The sequence below is a fragment of the Mycolicibacterium obuense genome (assembly GCF_055397605.1).
On record NZ_AP043663.1, the window covers coordinates 3,550,698 to 3,567,372 of the forward strand.

Annotated in this window: 13 protein-coding genes; 1 reads left to right on the forward strand and 12 read right to left on the reverse strand. The window is 68.6% G+C overall.

Going from position 1 to position 16,675, the window contains the following annotated elements:
- Positions 1 to 22: 22 nt before the first annotated feature.
- Genes ACZ50N_RS16895 through ACZ50N_RS16920 form a run of 6 tightly spaced genes read right to left on the reverse strand, consistent with a single transcriptional unit; the run spans position 23 to position 8,413 of the window.
- Complete coding sequence (locus ACZ50N_RS16895; protein WP_046363991.1) at positions 23 to 421, reverse strand: DUF4233 domain-containing protein; 399 nt, start codon at positions 419 to 421, stop codon at positions 23 to 25.
- On the reverse strand, positions 418 to 1,836 hold the full coding sequence (gene folC, locus ACZ50N_RS16900) for a bifunctional tetrahydrofolate synthase/dihydrofolate synthase (protein ID WP_464473364.1): 1,419 nt from the start codon (positions 1,834 to 1,836) through the stop codon (positions 418 to 420). Before folC ends, ACZ50N_RS16895 begins: the two co-directional genes overlap by 4 nt.
- Positions 1,833 to 4,499 carry a valine--tRNA ligase gene (locus ACZ50N_RS16905; RefSeq protein ID WP_464473365.1) on the reverse strand — a complete coding sequence of 889 codons (2,667 nt, stop codon included), beginning with the start codon at positions 4,497 to 4,499 and terminating at the stop codon, positions 1,833 to 1,835. Before ACZ50N_RS16905 ends, folC begins: the two co-directional genes overlap by 4 nt.
- A 27-nt stretch (positions 4,500 to 4,526) precedes the next feature.
- A complete protein-coding gene (locus ACZ50N_RS16910; RefSeq protein WP_464473366.1) occupies positions 4,527 to 5,120 on the reverse strand; it encodes a DUF937 domain-containing protein in 594 nt (197 codons plus the stop codon).
- A gap of 45 nt (positions 5,121 to 5,165) precedes the next feature.
- Entirely contained in the window at positions 5,166 to 6,422 is a 1,257-nt protein-coding gene (locus tag ACZ50N_RS16915) for a saccharopine dehydrogenase family protein (RefSeq protein ID WP_464473367.1), read from the reverse strand.
- A gap of 11 nt (positions 6,423 to 6,433) precedes the next feature.
- Positions 6,434 to 8,413 (reverse strand): prolyl oligopeptidase family serine peptidase, encoded by a 1,980-nt coding sequence (locus ACZ50N_RS16920; RefSeq protein WP_464473368.1) that lies wholly within the window; start codon positions 8,411 to 8,413, stop codon positions 6,434 to 6,436.
- Between the two features lie 39 nt (positions 8,414 to 8,452).
- Here ACZ50N_RS16920 and ACZ50N_RS16925 point away from each other — a divergent pair, with 39 nt between their 5' ends.
- A complete protein-coding gene (locus ACZ50N_RS16925) occupies positions 8,453 to 9,613 on the forward strand; it encodes an FAD-dependent oxidoreductase (RefSeq protein ID WP_464473369.1) in 1,161 nt (386 codons plus the stop codon).
- Between the two features lie 6 nt (positions 9,614 to 9,619).
- On the opposite strand, the gene ACZ50N_RS16930 is transcribed toward ACZ50N_RS16925, so the two are convergent.
- The 6 genes from ACZ50N_RS16930 to ACZ50N_RS16955 all read right to left on the reverse strand — a co-directional run bounded on the left by ACZ50N_RS16930 (position 9,620) and on the right by ACZ50N_RS16955 (position 16,614).
- Positions 9,620 to 10,153, reverse strand: a complete 534-nt coding sequence (locus ACZ50N_RS16930) for a transglycosylase family protein (RefSeq protein ID WP_464473370.1) — start codon at positions 10,151 to 10,153, stop codon at positions 9,620 to 9,622.
- Between the two features lie 224 nt (positions 10,154 to 10,377).
- Positions 10,378 to 10,713 (reverse strand): transglycosylase family protein, encoded by a 336-nt coding sequence (locus ACZ50N_RS16935; RefSeq protein ID WP_046363998.1) that lies wholly within the window; start codon positions 10,711 to 10,713, stop codon positions 10,378 to 10,380.
- Between the two features lie 860 nt (positions 10,714 to 11,573).
- Entirely contained in the window at positions 11,574 to 12,197 is a 624-nt protein-coding gene (gene mobA, locus ACZ50N_RS16940; protein ID WP_464473371.1) for a molybdenum cofactor guanylyltransferase, read from the reverse strand.
- Between the two features lie 46 nt (positions 12,198 to 12,243).
- Complete coding sequence (locus ACZ50N_RS16945; protein ID WP_046363999.1) at positions 12,244 to 13,320, reverse strand: 2-oxoacid:ferredoxin oxidoreductase subunit beta; 1,077 nt, start codon at positions 13,318 to 13,320, stop codon at positions 12,244 to 12,246.
- The gene (locus ACZ50N_RS16950) at positions 13,317 to 15,341 is read right to left on the reverse strand and encodes a 2-oxoacid:acceptor oxidoreductase subunit alpha (RefSeq protein WP_236728534.1); all 2,025 of its coding nucleotides are present in this window, start codon (positions 15,339 to 15,341) and stop codon (positions 13,317 to 13,319) included. Before ACZ50N_RS16950 ends, ACZ50N_RS16945 begins: the two co-directional genes overlap by 4 nt.
- Before the next feature lie 262 nt (positions 15,342 to 15,603).
- On the reverse strand, positions 15,604 to 16,614 hold the full coding sequence (locus ACZ50N_RS16955; protein WP_046364000.1) for a LacI family DNA-binding transcriptional regulator: 1,011 nt from the start codon (positions 16,612 to 16,614) through the stop codon (positions 15,604 to 15,606).
- Between the last annotated feature and the right edge of the window lie 61 nt (positions 16,615 to 16,675).

Here is a 16,675-nt window from a genome sequence, read left to right on the forward strand (position 1 = left end):
CTACCCATACGCCTCGGGCGATCTACTCCGTGCCGTGTTCGAGGTCGCGCTGCTGCCCGGGCAGCAGGCCCCGCCTCTGGCGGCGCAGCACCTCGGCCCGCAGATAGGCGATCAGCAGCCACACCACCACGAAGAGCAGACCGATGAAGCCGATTCCCGGGTAGAGGAGCCAGCCGGCCACCAGCAGGAGTTGCACCCCGAGGTTGGCCCAGATGGCCCAGGGGCGGCCCTGCACGCCGGCCATCAGCAGCAGCAGCACCGCCACGCCGACCACATAACCGATCGAGGGCCCGCTCAGGCCGCCACCGACGGCACCGACCACCGGCAGCGCGAGCAGCACCACGATGGCCTCGAGGATGAGGATGCCGGCCATGACGCCGCGGAAGCTCTTCCACGGATCGGGCGGGGTGGGGGTGCTCATGCCGGGTCCTTCCCGAACAGCGTGCGCGCCAGCCCGGCGGTGACGACGGATCCGGTGATCACGATCCCGGCGCCGCTCATGCCGCCGGCGCCCTCGACGTCACCACCCGAGTCCTCGACCAGCGCGGTGGCCGTCTCGATCGCGTCGGGCAGCGTGGCCGCGATGACGACCCGCTCGGGGCCGAAGACCTCCTCGGCTTTGACGGCCAGGGCGTCGGTCTCCAGCGCGCGCGGTGAGCCGTTGGTGGTGACGACGATCTGGTCGAAGGCGGGCTCGAGGGCCGCCAGGATTCCGTCGACGTCCTTGTCGGCCATCACCGACACGACCCCGACCAGGAAGCGGAAGTCGAACTCCTCGGCGAGCGCGGAGGCCAACGCCGCCGCTCCCGCCGGGTTGTGCGCGGCATCGATGAAAACCGTTGGAGCGCTGCGCATCCGCTCCAACCGACCCGGCGATGCGGCGGCCGCGAACCCGGCGCGCACCGCGTCGACGTCGAGCTGCCGGTCCGCGCCGGCGCCGAAGAACGCCTCGACGGCGGCGAGCGCGAGAACGGCGTTGTGCGCCTGGTGTTCACCGTGCAGCGGCAGGAAGATCTCCGAATAGCGGCCACCGAGCCCCTGCAGTTCGAGCATCTGCCCGCCGATCGCCACCTGGCGATCGAGCACCGCGAACTCGGAGTCTTCGCGCGCCACCGCTGCGTCGGCGCGCACCGCGGCGGCCAGCAGCACCTCCATCGCCTCCGGCACCTGGCGGCCGATCACCGCGACGGTGTCCGTCGGTACCAGATCGTCGGCCTGGCGGGTGATGATGCCCGCCTTCTCGCCGGCGATCTCGGCGATGGTGTCACCCAGATAATCGGTGTGGTCCATGCCGATCGGCGTGATCACCGCGACGGGCGCGTTGACCACATTGGTCGCATCCCACCGGCCGCCGAGACCGACCTCGACGACGGCCACGTCGATCGGGGCGTCGGCGAACGCGGCGAAGGCCATCGCGGTCACCACCTCGAATTTCGAGCAGCGCGGACCTCCCCCGGCCTCGGACTGCCGATCGACCAGCTCCACGAACGGTTCGATCTCCCGATAGGTGTCGACGTAGGCGGCCGGGCTGATCGGCCGCCCGTCGATGGAGATCCGCTCGACGGCCGACTGCAGGTGCGGGCTGGTGGTTCGGCCGGTGCGTCGATGCAGCGCCGTGAGCAACGAGTCGACCATCCTGGCCACCGACGTCTTGCCGTTCGTGCCGGCGATGTGGATCGACGGGTAGCCGTTCTGCGGCGACCCGAGGAGTTCCAGCAGCGCAGAGATTCGGGCCGTGCTGGGCTCGATCTTGGTTTCCGGCCACCGCTGGTCGAGCAGGTGCTCGACCTGCAGCAGCGCTGCGATCTCGTCGGGTGCGGGTTCGGGAGTGCTCACGTCAGGGCGGCCAACCGCGCCGAGATGCGTTCGACCTCTTCGCCGGCGAGCTGTTGGCGCGCCCGGATCTTGTCAACGACGTCTGTGGGCGCCTTGGCCAGGAACGCCTCGTTGCCCAGTTTGGCCGAGGTGCCGGCCAGCTCCTTCTGGGCTGCGGCCAGGTCCTTTTCCAGCCGGCGCCGCTCGGCCTCCACGTCGACGGTGCCCGACGTGTCCACCTCGACGAGCACGGTGCCGCCGGAGAGCCGGACCTCCACCGACGCCGACGCGGTGAAGTCGTCGGCAGGCGGGGTGAGCCAGGCCAGCGCGGTGACGGCCGGCACGTGGGCGCTGAGGCCGGCGGTGTCGATGCCGGACAACCGCGCGGGCACCTTCTGCCGGTCGCCCAGCCCCTGATCGCTGCGGAACCTGCGCACCTCGGTGATCAGTTTCTGCATGTCGGTGATCCGTTGCGCTGCAGCGGTGTCGAGGGTGACGCCACTGGCCGCGGGCCACTCGGCGATGACCAGGGACTCGCCTCCGGTCACCGTCTTCCACAGCACTTCGGTGACGAACGGCATCACCGGATGCAGCAACTTGAGCAGCGTGTCGAGGACGGCCGCGAGCACCGCCGTCGTGTGTGAAACACCCTCGCCGAGCTGGACTTTGGCCAACTCGACGTACCAGTCGCAGAACTCGTCCCAGGCGAAGTGGTAGAGCGCTTCACACGCGCGACTGAACTCATAGGCGTCCAACGCCGAATCCACTTCGGCGCGAACCTCTTCCAGTCTTCCGATAATCCAGCGGTCGGCGTCGGTCAGCGTGTCGATGGGCGGCAGCGGAGCCGGGCTGGCGCCATTGAGCAGTGCGAACCGCGTGGCATTGAACAGCTTGGTGGCGAAGTTGCGCGAGGCGCGGGCGTGGTCTTCGCCGATGGCCAGGTCACTCCCCGGGCTCGCGCCACGGGCCAGTGTGAAACGCAGCGCGTCGGCGCCGAACTTCTCCACCCAGTCCAGTGGATCGATGCCGTTGCCGCGGGACTTGCTCATCTTGCGGCCGTGCTCGTCACGAATGAGGCCGTGTAGGAAGACGTTCTCGAAGGGCACCGGGGCGCTCCGCTGCCCGTCGAGGGTGATGGCCGGGTCGCCGGCGACGAAGGTCCCGAACATCATCATCCGAGCCACCCAGAAGAACAGGATGTCGTACCCGGTCACCAGAACCGTTGTCGGATAGAACTTCTCGAGGTCGGGAGTGCGGTCGGGCCACCCCATGGTCGAGAACGGCCACAGCGCGGAGGAGAACCACGTGTCGAGCACGTCGGGATCCTGTTCCCAGCCCGCCGGCGGTGTCTCGTCCGGGCCCACGCACACCGTCTCACCGTTCGGGCCGTGCCAGATCGGGATGCGATGGCCCCACCAGAGTTGGCGCGAGATCGTCCAGTCGTGCATGTTGTCCACCCAGGCGAACCATCGCGGTTCCAGGCTCGGCGGGTGGATCACGGTGTCGCCGCCCCGCACTGCGTCGCCTGCGGCCTTGGCCAACGACTCGACCTTGACCCACCACTGCAGGCTCAGCCGCGGCTCGATCGGTTCGCCGCTACGCTCCGAGTGCCCGACGCTGTGTAGGTACGGACGCTTCTCCGCGATGATGCGGCCTTCTTCGGCCAGCGCCTCGCGCACCGCCACCCGCGCTTCGAACCGGTCCATCCCGTCGAAGCGCGTGCCGGTGTCGGCGATGCGGCCCTTCGTGTCGAGCATCGTGGGCATCGGAAGCTGATGCCGCAGGCCGATCTCGAAGTCGTTCGGATCGTGGGCCGGGGTGACTTTGACTGCACCCGTGCCGAACTCGGGATCGACATGGTGGTCGGCAACGACGACGACCTGGCGATCGAGGAACGGATGAGGCAGTGTCGTGCCGACCAGGTGGCGGTACCGGTCGTCGTCGGGGTGCACCGCGATCGCGGTGTCCCCCAGCATCGTCTCGAGGCGGGTGGTGGCCACGACCAGGTGCGGTTCGTCGTCGGACATCGACCCGTAGCGGAACGAGACCAGCTCGCCCTCGATGTCGGAGTATTTGACCTCCAGGTCGGAGATCGCGGTCTCGAGCACCGGTGACCAGTTGACCAGGCGCTCGGCCTGATAGATCAAGCCGGCGTCGAACAGCCGCTTGAAGATGGTGCGGACGGCGCGGGAGAGGCCGTCGTCCATGGTGAACCGGTCGCGGCTCCAGTCGACGCCGTCGCCCAGGCGGCGCATCTGCGCACCGATGGTGCCGCCGGATTCGCGCTTCCAGTCCCACACCTTCTCGACGAACGCCTCACGCCCGAGGTCCTCTTTGGTCTTCCCGTCGGCGGTGAGTTGCTTCTCCACGACGCTCTGGGTGGCGATCCCGGCGTGGTCCATACCGGGCAGCCACAGCACCTCGAAGCCCTGCATGCGCTTGCGGCGGGTCAGCGCATCCATCAGCGTGTGGTCCAGTGCGTGACCCATGTGCAGGCTGCCCGTCACGTTCGGCGGTGGCAGCACGATCGAGTAGGCGGGCTTGTCGCTGGCCGGGTCGGCGGTGAAGTATCCGGCATCGACCCAGCTCTGGTACAGATCGCTCTCGACAGCCGAGGGCTCCCACGACTTGGGCAGGGCATCGAGCCCGGAGGGTTCGGTGTTGGCGAGCGGCTGGGAGGTCACCGAGCCATTCTAGGAAGCCGCCGCGGGCTACTTCTTCCCGCCCAGAAGCCCGCCGAGGATGTCGCCCATCCCGCCGGCCTTGTCGCCGCCCAGTATGGAGCCCAGGATGCTGCCCAGCGGGTTGTTCCCGCCGGGCTTGGCGCCGCCGCCGAGGATGCTGCCCAGGATGTCGCCGATGCCGCCACCATCGGATTGGCCGGGCACCTGTTGGGCCTGGCCACCCGAGAGCCGCTTGCCGATGTAGGCCAGCACGATCGGCGCGAGGATCGGCAGCAGCTTCTGGATCAGATCGCTGTTTCCTGCCCCGCCCCCGGACAGCGCGGAGGCCACCTGCCCGGTGTCGTTACCGCTGAAGATCTTCGCGATCGCGCGGGATCCATCGGCTTCGTCGACCTGGTCGACGCTGACCCCACCGTCGAGCAGGCCGCTGCGAGCGTGCGAGTCGGCAGCCGACGCGATGCCCTGGGCGGTGTCGGGATCTTCGGCGTTGCGCTGCAGGCCGCCGACCAGGACGGGCACCAGTGTCTTGACGGCGCGGTCAACCTCGCCCTCGTCGACGCCCAACCTGCCGGCGATCTGCTGAACGGGAATCTGGCTGTAGAGGTCATCGAGGCCGCTCATGAGCGTCAGCGTAGACCCGGGCCGGGCGCTTCGACCGGCGTTCGGTCAGGCCAGTGTGGTGACGTCCAGGCTCACCCCGGCGGCCGGGAACCGGGCCAGCAGCGCGTCACCCATCGCCGAGGCCGGGGTCAGCACGCCCAGCAGGTCGGAGAGCTTGTCGCGGTCGAGCGCCAGGGCCAGCGCGCTCTCCCCGAGCAGCACCGACGTCGCCTTGTACCCGGGGTCGCCCTGCTGCGACATCCGCGCCACGTAGCGGGCGCCCGACGAGGTGGTGGTGTAGGTCTCGACGGTGTAGTGGCCGCTCTCGCGGGTCTGCTCGCTGGGGCCGGTGCCGGGCTTGGGCAGGATGCGTTCCAGCGCGCCGCGCGGCACCCGGTTGAGGAACCGGCTGCCCAGTTCGATGGCAGCGATGTTCCCGCCGGTGGTCATCGCCGCGGCCAGCGGGGCGAGCGGGGACTTGCCGAGGCTCATCTGCTCGGCGTATTCGAACCGCCGGCCGTAGGCGTACTCCAGCAGCGCGTTGCTGCGTCGCACGATGCGGGTGTTGGGTACCGACATCGCGAACGCGCCCACCCAGTAGCCGTCGAGCTCAGGGGCGATGTCGCGGCCGCGCCGCCAGCGTGCGTCGGGCTGGCCGCCGAGTTCGGGTTCGGCGCCGCGGTCCGGCGAGAGCGTGTACGGATCGTTGAGGAGCCTGCGGCTCTCCGGGTCTTCGGCGGCCTCCCGGGCGAGCTCCGTCATCGACGCGATGGTGCCCCCGGACATTCCGCCGGCGAAACGCCGCACGACGAAGTTGGTGTCGCCCAGCTCGCCCGCGCCGTCCCGCTCCGCCTGGCGGTACAGCGCGAAAACCGTGAGGTCCGAGGGGATGGAATCGAACCCGCAGGAGTGCACGATGCGGGCGCCGGTGTCGACCGCCTGCTTGTGGTACTCGTCGATGGCCCGGCGGATGAACAGCGGCTCGCCGGTGAGGTCGGTGTAGTCGGTGCCGGCCGCCGCGCAGGCGGCGACAAGCGGCAGTCCGTAGCGCAGGTAGGGGCCGACGGTACTGATCACGACCCGCGTGCTGGCGGCCATGGCGGCCAGTGACGACGGGTCGGACGCGTCTGCGGTGATCAGCGGCCACGACTGCGCCGTCGCCGGCAGCGTCTCGCGGACGGCGAGCAGGCGGTCGGCCGAGCGGCCCGCCAGCGCGATGCGGGCGTTCCCCGCTGCCGAGGCGAGATACAGGGCGGTCAGCTTGCCGACGAAACCTGTCGCGCCGTACAGGACGATGTCGTATTCGCGGTCCGATGCGCTCATATGGGCCGACGCTACCCGAGCGCCTCGGGCAGTTCGGTGTCCTCCCCGAGGACGTGATGAGCCAGGAAAGTGAACACCACCTGGTACCAGAGTGTGGCGTGCGACGGGCTCAACACCCAGTGGTTCTCCGACGGAAAGTAGAGGAAGCGGTGCTCGGTCGTGCCGTCGGGCGCCGCGGGCAGACCTGAGGAGCTGAGCAGGTCGTACCAGAGCCGCAACGCCTCCCCGATCGGCACGCGGTAGTCGCGGTCGCCGTGGATGACGAGCATCGGGGTCGTGATGTCGGAGACGAACCGATGGGGGGAGTTGGCCGCGGTCATCTCCGGTGTCATCTCCCGCGACCACCAGTAGCCGCCGTCGGTGGTGCCGCCGAACTGGTCGAGTGCCCACAGGCTCGCATGCGTGACGATCGCAGCGAACCTGTCGGTGTGTCCGGCGATCCAGTTGGCCATGTAACCGCCGAAGGAACCGCCCATGGCCGCGGTGCGGGTCGCGTCGACGCGGGGATGCGCGCACGCCGCGTCAGTCGCCGCCATCAGATCGGTGTAGGGCGCGAATCCCCATGCGCCCCAGCCTCGTTGGATGAAGTCCTGGCCGTAGCCGGTCGACAGCGCTGGGTCGGGCAGCAGGACGGCGTATCCGCGGGCCACCATCAGCCACGGATTCCACCGCCAGTGCCAGGCGTTCCAGCTCGCCAGCGGCCCACCGTGGATCCACAACACGAGCGGCGCGGCGGTGTCGCCCTCGGGCAGCACCAGCCAGGATCGCACCGGCACGCCGTCGTCTGCGTGGCCGGTCACCTCGGTCAGGGTGCCGGGCAGAGCGGGCATATCGACGCACGGCAGGGGCAGCACCGTGCCGTCGGGATCGATGCGCACCGGATGTGGCGGCGCGGCATAGGAACTGCGCAGCGCGAACACCACTCCGGTCGTCGCGACGCGTAGGTCGGTGTAGGTGAAGTCGTCGGCGACGAACGGCCGCACGGCGGACGTCGCGACGTCGACGGTGAAGATCGGGCCGCGGCCCGACTCATCGGCCGTGACGAACACCGACGCGCCGTCGGGCGCCCAGGCGACCGATGTGGGCCACCGGTCCCAGTCGCCGGTGAGTTCGGTCGCCGGCGACCCGAAGCGCATCAGCCACAGCGTTGTTCGTGGCGCCTGCGTCGGCGTGGAGAACGTCTCGCGAGTGAAGACGACCGCGGAGCCGTCCGGCGAGATCGCGGGCATTCCGAGGTCCGCGTCGGGGTCGTCCACGAGCGTCGAACGCTGCCCGGTGGCGATGTCGATGTGTACCAACGTGGTTCGCAGGGCAGCGCCGGGGGCGGGAATCTGCCATGTCGTGACGAGGAAGGTCCCGTCCGCGGAGACGTCGATGTGCGCGTCGCGCAGCGCGCCGCCCGGATCCGGCGTCAGGTCGCGGCGCCCGGTGAAGAGGTGGGGTTGGTCCGGTCCGAGGTCGTGGTCCCAGTGCCGCACCGGATAACCCGTGTGCAGCACGGCCGAGATCTTGGCTTTCGAGCGCATGTCACGCAGCCGGAGGTCGTCGTCGAGGTCGCGCGCAGACCGCAGAACGGGTGCGGTGACGACGGTGGCGTCAGCCGCGCGTGCCGCCATCGCGGCATCGACGCCCCCTGGGAACGTCGCGACCCGGATGGCCTCTCCCCCGGTCGCAGGCAGGCGCCACAGCGCCTTGGACGGCTCCGCATCCTTGGAGTCGCCCTCGGCGGCTCGTGTGGCGAGGAACAGCAGATCGCCGTCCGCGGTGAAGACGGGCGCCGATTCGCCGGTGCGACCATGGCTGATGCGGCGCGCCGCGGCGTGCCCCTCGGGGTCCAGTTCCCATATCGCAGTGGTGAATTCCGTGCGGTCGTCGTTGCATCGGGATACCGTCGTCACGACGCGCGAACCGTCGGGAGTGATGGCCAGGCCGCTCACCCGAGGCAGCGACAGATAGGTGTCCAGATCATCGAACGGCGTGTGAGGGGCCATGCCCATTTCGTAACACAGCCGGACAGTTAGGGTCAGCCCATGCCAGCGCGATTCATCGTCGTCGGCGCCGGCATCGCCGGACTGGCGAGCGCCGTCGCCCTGAGCCGCGACGGTCACGAGGTCCGCGTGCTCGAGCAGCGCACCGACCTCGGGGCGGGCACGGGTATCAGCATCTGGCCCAACGCACTGGCCGCACTCGATCAGATCGGAGTCGGCGATGCCGTCCGCGATGCGGGCGGGAGGGTCACCGCCGGCGCGATCCGCTGGCGCAGCGGGCGGTGGTTGCGGCGGCCGGCCGGGCAGCGCATGGTCACCGCGCTCGGGGAGCCGCTGGTGGTGGTGCGCCGCTCGACGGTGACCGACCTGCTGGCCGGGGCACTGCCGGCGGGCGCGGTCGCGACCGGGGTATCGGTGACGGCCGTGTCGACGACGGCGGCGGGCGTTGCGGTGACCACGGCTGACGGCGACATCCTCGAGGCCGACGCGGTGATCGGCGCGGACGGTGTCCGTTCAGTCGTCGCGAGCACCCTCAACGGCGACCTGCCGAACCGCTATGTCGGGTACACCGCCTGGCGGGGTATCGCCGACATCCCGATGGATCCAGACCTCGCCGGCGAAACCCTCGGCCCGGGCGTGCAGGTCGGTCACGTACCGCTGGGTGATGAGCACACGTACTGGTTCGCGACGGAGCGGACGGCGGAGGGCGGTCGCGCGCCCGACGGCGAGAAGGCCCACCTGGCCCGCCTGTTGGCCGGGTGGGCAGCGCCGATCCCGGCACTGCTGGCCGCGACGTCGCCGGCGAACCTGCTGCGCAACGACCTCTACGATCGCGCCGCACCCCGACATTGGTCTCGCGGGCCGATGGTCATCGTCGGCGACGCCGCGCACCCGATGCGGCCGCATCTCGGGCAGGGCGGCTGTCAGGGCATCGAAGACGCGGCCGTGTTGGCGCGCTGCGTGGCGCAGGCACCGGATCTTTCGCGCGCCTTTGCCTCATTCGCGGCGTTCCGCCGGCGGCGGGTGCGCGCGCTGGTTCTCGAGGCAGCGACCATCGGACGCGTCCTGAACGCCCGGCCCGTCGCACTGGGTGCGGCCGCGAGCTGGGGTACGGCGCTGCTGCCGGAGCGTGTCGTGTCCGCTCACCTGGCCTCGATCGCGGCGCGGTCGGCGTTCACCCTCCCCTGCACACAGCCGGACTGAGCGGGGTCAGCGCGCGGTGCGCGGGGTGAAGATCGCCGTGCACATCTTGCGCAGGTCGACGAAGCCGCCCAGCGCGGAGGTGGGGAGGTTCGCGCAGCCCTTTGCAGTTGTGGGCACAGCAGCTGTGGGCACAGCGGTGGCGGGCACAGCGGCCGGTGCGGGCGCGGCAGTGGCGGGGTTGCCCCAGACCTGCGCGGCGCTCATGCCCGCGGCGCCGCACTTGGGCCATGCTTTGAGGCCCTGGCTCTGCAGCACGTTCTCGGCGACGCGGATCTGCTCGGCGCGCGAGGCCGTGGCCGGGCTCCCGGTGCCACCGTTGGAGCTCCAGGTGGCCTGCTTGAACTGCAGGCCGCCGTAGGCCCCGTTGCCGGTGTTGATGCTCCAGTTGCCGCCCGACTCGCACTGCGCGATGGCGTCCCAGTTGACCGAGTCGGCATGCGCCGTCGCGGCGGCGCCGTCGAGTGCCATCGGCACGGCGGCGAAGGCTCCGGAGAGCGCGGCGGCCATCAGACCCTTGCTGACAATGCTGCGAACGTTCATCTTTGCGGTCCTTCCCCGACCGTTGTGACCCAAGGCCCGCATGCGACGAAGGCGTCTCACGCTGCGGCTGCCCGGTCTGTCGGGTGATGAACATCACCTGTTACCGATGAGAATGAAGTTTTAGACGTTACTTATCTGGTGTAAGAGACCTGTGAGAAAGCTGAGAAAAACGGGGCGGTGTCGACCGAAATCGACACCGCCCCGCACGAAGCGTGATAAGGCGGTCAGCCGCGGCGACCGCACACCGGCCACGCGCCGATCCCCTGCGAGCGCAGCACGTTCTCAGCCACGCGGATCTGCTCTTCGCGGCTGGCGCCGTGCGGCGAGCCCGAGCCGCCGTTGGCCTTCCAGGTGCTCATCGTGAACTGCAGGCCGCCGTAGTAACCGTTACCGGTGTTGATGGCCCAGTTGCCGCCCGACTCGCAGGCCGCGACGGCATCCCAGTTGACGCTGTCCGCATTCGCGGTTCCGGCCCCAAAACCCGTGACTGCTGCCATGGGTGCCACGGCGAGCGCGCCGGCGATGGTGGCCAGCCCAAACGTCTTGCGGATGTTCTTCAACTTCTGTCCTTTCGCCGAGCGCGCGCCGAAACACGCCGTGCGGAGGCACGGCTGTGCTGCCTGTTCACAGGCGGGGAATGTCGGGTCGCACCGTCTCGGTCGGGTGCGACTGGGGGAGATCGAGTCGATCTCGCCGGAGATGTCCGGCGCCGATAGAGGCTGACGCGCCTCTCGTGGCCCACACACACGCTGGTTCGTGGTTTTTGAGTTATGGCTTCGCTGAGAAGCTGTTTGGGACCGTACAAACCTGGAAACCCAAAGTCATCTTCGGCGACGGATGAATTGCCGGCAGATCACGAAACGATCACGACGCGATATCCGAGCGTTCACGCTGGTAGTGATGACGTTTGACGTCGACGCCAGAAGTTTCGCGAGAGGCCAATCGCGTGAGCCAAATCACGACGTTTTTGTGACCCCCGACACGTCGCCGCAACCCCTCCGTCGCGGCCGTCGGCGCGCACCGTGACCGCCCGGAGCCCCGAGCCCGCAACGGACCCGCCGTTCGTCACTCCCCCGCGGCAGTCGGTATCGGGTATGGCTGCGGCACAACCGAACTCGAGTTAGCGCGAGCACATTCTAGAGAGACCACGCTTTTACACGCATCGACCATTTCGACGGCCATTGCGGCAGGCCGCGCAGCCAGTACTTAGCTCAACTCAACATCGTTCCGGCGCTCCGCTTCTCGGCACTACCACTACCAATCACACTGCACAGCAACATATTTGAGATCGATTGCACCGACGCCGCGGCCCGGACAGCGACAGATGGCAGACGGACGCGCGGTGCATATTCACAGTGAAAGACGTTCGAATTGCGTGCCGCGAATTACGTTGTTTCCCCGTCGCAATTCGACGGAATTCTCACTGAATTCGCTGGGAGAATTTTGGCGGAATCAGCGCTGAGAGGTCGGCCTCGGTGTTGACGTTGGTCAGCGCCGCCTGCTCCGCCATCACGATCCGCTGGGTGTCGACAGAATCCACGAGCGCGCGCATGCTTCGTTGACCCGAGTCGATCAACCGATCGACGACCCCGTGCAATCCCGTCCGGTAGATGCCGGCCAGATAGTGGTCCCGGCCGTCCCACGGCAGCACGACGTCGACACCGAGCCGTTGCGCGGGACCGGCGAGGGTGTCGATGATCTCGGTCGTCAGGTCGGGCATGTCCACCGCACACACGAACGCATGCTCGACGCCCGCGTCGGCCGCCGCCCGCAGGCCACGCCCGGTGGCCAGCAGCGGGCCGACACCGCGCACCTCGTCGCGAAGCACCGTGGCGTCCACAGCGGGCAGCGCCTGGCCCGGGGCCGCGATCACGAAAACGGGTGAACAACGGCGACTCACGATCGACACCACGCGCTCGAGAAGCGTGGTCTGCCCGCTGGGACCAGCCGGGTCATCGATGGCCACGGTGGCCTTGTCTCGGCCCATGCGGCGGGAAGCCCCACCGGCGAGGATGACAGCGGCCAACGGCAGCGGTGACGTCACACTGGTGACGTTAGCTCAGCACCGCGGCCAGATGCCCGAAGACCGATCAGTCGACCGACCAGGTGTCCTTACCGCGCAAGAGTGCCTGCAGCGCCGCGGTGTCGTGTGCACGGGCCTCGCGGGCAGCGCTGACCTGCTGGCGCGCCGCATCGTCGTAGGTGGGCTTGCTGACCTTGCGGAAGATCCCCATCACCATGTGGTCGAGGTTCTGCTCGGAGAGCCGCGACAGAGCGAACGCGTATGCGGGGTCTTCCAGACCTGCGTCGTGCACCACGATCTGGTCGGCCGCGACGTCGGCGGTCTTGGCGACCTCGAGGCCGAAGCCGGACTTGACGACGCTGTACTCACCGTCGGTGCCGAAGGTGATCGGCTCGCCGTGGCGCAGATTGATCAGCCGCTCTTCGGCGCCGTCCTTGCGCAGCGCGTCGAACGATCCGTCGTTGAAGATCGGGCAATCCTGCATGATCTCGACCAGGGCGGCGCCGCGATGCTCGGCTGCGCCGCGAAGAACCTCGGAGAGGCCCTTGCGGTCGGAGTCCAGCGCACGACCCACGAACGTCGCCTCGGCACCCAGCGCCAGCGACACCGGATTGAACGGGTAGTCCAGCGAGCCCATCGGCGTCGACTTGGTGACCTTGCCGACCTCGGACGTCGGCGAGTACTGCCCCTTCGTCAGGCCGTAAATCCGGTTGTTGAACAGCAGGATCGTCAGGTTGACGTTGCGGCGCAGCGCGTGGATCAGGTGGTTGCCACCGATGGACAGCGCATCGCCGTCACCGGTGACCACCCAGACCGAGAGATCTTCGCGCGCCAGTGCCAGCCCGGTCGCGATCGTCGGTGCCCGGCCGTGGATCGAGTGGAACCCGTAGGTCTCCAGGTAGTACGGGAACCGGCTCGAGCAACCGATGCCGCTGACGAACGCGATGTTCTCGCGCTTGAGACCCAGCTCGGGCAGGAAATTGCGGATGGTGTTGAGAATGACGTAATCACCGCAGCCCGGGCACCAGCGGACCTCTTGGTCGCTGGTGAAGTCCTTGGCCTTCTGCGGCTCGTCCGTCGTCGGGACCAGGCTCATCTTGGTCAGCGGCGTCAGCCCCAGGTCGGTACCGATCGTGTCCGTCATGCGTTCACTCCAGTCTCTACAGTGGCCGCCGCCAACCGCGCGAACGTGGCTTTCTCGTTTTCCTTCTCGGCCAGTGTCCCGTCCAGCGCGGCATCGATGATGCCTTCGACCTCGTCGGCCAGAAACGCCATGCCCTCGACCTTGGTCACCGACTGCACGTCGACGAGGAACTGGCCGCGCAGCAGCAGGGCCAGCTGACCGAGGTTCATCTCCGGCAGGACGACGCGCGAGTAGCGGCCCAGCACCTCACCCAGGTTCGCGGGGAACGGGTTGAGATGGCGCAGTTGCGCGTGGGCGACCTTGATGCCCTTGCGCCGGGCGCGCCGGCACGCCTCACCGATGGGTCCGTAGCTGCTGCCCCATCCGAGGAGCAGCAGGTCGGCGTCACCGGTCGGATCGTCGACCTCCAGATCCGCCACGTCGATGCCGGCCACCTTCTCCTGGCGCAACCGGACCATCAGGTCGTGGTTCTTCGGCTCGTAGGAGATGTTGCCCGACCCGTTGGCCGACTCCAGCCCGCCGATGCGGTGCGCCAGACCGGGGGTGCCGGGTACCGCGAACTGCCGGGCCAGCGTCTCGGGGTCGCGGGCGTAGGGCTGGAACGGTTCGCCTTCCTTGGCGAAGGTGTGCTCGATGGGTTCGTAGGTGCTGACGTCCGGGATGCGCCACGGCTCCGAGCCGTTGGCGATCGCGCCGTCGGACAGGATCATCACCGGCGTGTGGTAGTTGATCGCGATGCGCACCGCCTCGACCGCGATGTCGAAGCAGTCCGACGGTGAGCGGGGCGCGAGGATGGCCACCGGCGATTCGCCGTTGCGGCCGAACATGGCCTGCAGCAGATCAGCCTGCTCGGTCTTGGTGGGCAGACCGGTCGACGGGCCGCCGCGCTGGACATCGATCACGAGCAGCGGCAACTCGGTCATCACCGCGAGGCCGATGGCCTCCGACTTGAGCGAGATGCCGGGTCCGGAGGTGCTGGTGACGCCGATGGCCCCACCGTAGGAGGCGCCGATCGCCGCGCCGATGCCGGCGATCTCGTCCTCGGCCTGGAAGGTCAGGACGTTGAAGTTCTTGTGCTTGGACAGCTCGTGCAGGATGTCCGACGCCGGGGTGATCGGGTAGGTGCCGAGCACCACCTGCAGATCGGCCAGCTGACCGGCGGTGACGATGCCGTACGCCAGCGCGGTGTTGCCGGAGATCTGCCGGTACTCACCGCTTTTCAGCTTGGCCGGGGCGACCTCGTAGGTGGTGCCGAACGCCTCGGTGGTCTCGCCGTAGTTCCAGCCGGCCTTGAGCGCCAGCACGTTGGCCTCGGCCACCTCGGGCTTGCGGGCGAACTTCTCGCGGATGAACGCCTCGCTGTGCTCCAGCTCGCGGCCGTACATCCACGACAGCAGACCGAGCGCGAACATGTTCTTCGCGCGCTGACCGTCTTTCTTGCTGGCTCCGATCGACTCGACGGCACCCAGCGTCAGCGTGGTCATCGCCACGGCCTGCACCACGTAGTCGGACAGTTCGTCGGTCTCGAGCGGGTTGGCGTCGTACCCGACCTTCGCCAGGTTGCGCTTGGTGAACTCGTCGGAGTTGGCGATGATCAGCCCGCCGCGCGGCAGGTCGGACACGTTGGCCTTGAGGGCCGCCGGGTTCATCGCGACCAGCACGTCGGGCCGGTCGCCCGCGGTGAGGATGTCGTAGTCGGCGATCTGGATCTGGAACGACGAGACCCCCGGCAGCGTGCCCTGGGGGGCCCGGATCTCGGCGGGGTAATTCGGTTGCGTCGCAAGGTCGTTGCCGAACAGGGCGGCTTCCGAGGTGAATCGGTCGCCGGTCAGCTGCATGCCGTCGCCGGAGTCACCGGCGAAACGGATGACGACCTTTTCGAGCTTCTGCCGGGGCGCGCCTGACGCGCTCGCACTCACCGGGCCGGTCTCGATGCCGTTGTCTGCCACTCGCTCGCCTTCCGTGTCCTTCTCGTCGGCCTTCTCGTCCGCACTCCAGTGAGGCTTCGGGCGAATGTCCATCGAGTCGCCACCGATGCGGTGCGCCGTCAATGGACACCTGTCAAGAAGTTGGTGTCACTGGCAGTACCGATTATGGCACTTCTCTTAGGGCCGCCTACACCAGGTCCGCAGATGACGTGCAGGTTGCGGCCCGGCGAACGCACAGCTCAGACAGGATCTCAAGCGCACTGACCATCGGCGAATGTGGTCTTGGTCACGTCATTCAGGGCGATTCGACCGCCGGCCAGTCTCTTAAGAAAGGTTACTCATCAGTAGCGATCAGCTACCCCTGCGCGGGCAGGTTGTAGGGAGTGATCACCTGGATGGGTACCGGCCGGGCGGCTTCGGCCGGCAAAGCACCGCGCTCGTGCAGGATCAGCCGCAGCGCCAGCCTCGCGTCGGCGCGCAGATCGTTGTGGAGCACCGCCGACAGCTTCCCTTCGCCCAGCAGGCGGCGGTTGTCGGCGTCGAGATCGTGTGCGACGAAGACCCGGCACGGGCGGTTGAGCTTCTCGAACGCCGCGACCGTCGCCACGTTGCCACCTCCGACGGAGTACACCGCCTCGATTCCGGGGTTGGAAGCCAACGCGTCGAGCACCAACCGCTCGTTACTGGCGTCGATGCCGTCGCTGCCGCTGACCTCGACGATCGTCCGGCCGGATCCCCGCAGGGCGGATCGGAAGCCCACCTCGCGCTCCCCTTCGCCACGGAACACCGCACGGCTGAGGGTGATCAACACGCCCGACGGCGAGTCGCCCAACCACTGCTGCACCAAATAGGCCGCCGTGACGCCCGCGCCGTGGTTGTCGATGCCGACGTAGGCGCTGCGCGTGCTGGCCGGAATGTCGGTCGTGTAGGTCACCACGGGGACCCCGGAATCCACCAGCCGATCGACCGCCTCGGCGACGTGCGGCTCGTCCTGCGCCTTGAGGATCACCCCGTGGCTGCCGCGAATCCGACCCAGGGTGTCGACCATCTGCGCCGTGGAGCCGGCCTCCCACAGATGGAAGCGTGCCCGCAGCATCGCCGGCGCGAACGCCGGCAGCTCGGCCTCGACCGCGGCGCGGAACGCGTCGGAGAACCGCCGCGGCGTCTGCATGATCACGTCGATCAGGTAGCGCCGACCGTTGAGCCGCAGCTGGGCGCGCTGCTTGTCGAGGTCGGCGATCGCCTGGTCGACCTCGGCGATGGTGGTCTCCCGGACGCCGGGTCGCCGATTGAGCACGCGATCGACCGTCGCCTCGCTGAGCCCGCTCTGCTGGGCGATCTCCCGGATCTTGTACCGATGCGCCACCGAAGTGCCCCTGTTCCTCCCCGCGTGGGCCCCCACGAAGTAGGGGACAGACGTGATCTCG

Coding starts and splice junctions, on each gene's coding strand:
- ACZ50N_RS16925 (WP_464473369.1), top strand. CDS start 8,453: ATGCCAGCGCGATTCATCGTCGTCGGCGCCGGCATCGCCGGACTGGCG.
- ACZ50N_RS16910 (WP_464473366.1), bottom strand. CDS start 5,120: ATGAGCGGCCTCGATGACCTCTACAGCCAGATTCCCGTTCAGCAGATC.
- ACZ50N_RS16930 (WP_464473370.1), bottom strand. CDS start 10,153: ATGAACGTTCGCAGCATTGTCAGCAAGGGTCTGATGGCCGCCGCGCTC.
- ACZ50N_RS16915 (WP_464473367.1), bottom strand. CDS start 6,422: ATGAGCGCATCGGACCGCGAATACGACATCGTCCTGTACGGCGCGACA.
- ACZ50N_RS16950 (WP_236728534.1), bottom strand. CDS start 15,341: ATGGACATTCGCCCGAAGCCTCACTGGAGTGCGGACGAGAAGGCCGAC.
- ACZ50N_RS16895 (WP_046363991.1), bottom strand. CDS start 421: ATGAGCACCCCCACCCCGCCCGATCCGTGGAAGAGCTTCCGCGGCGTC.
- ACZ50N_RS16920 (WP_464473368.1), bottom strand. CDS start 8,413: ATGGCCCCTCACACGCCGTTCGATGATCTGGACACCTATCTGTCGCTG.
- ACZ50N_RS16945 (WP_046363999.1), bottom strand. CDS start 13,320: ATGACGGACACGATCGGTACCGACCTGGGGCTGACGCCGCTGACCAAG.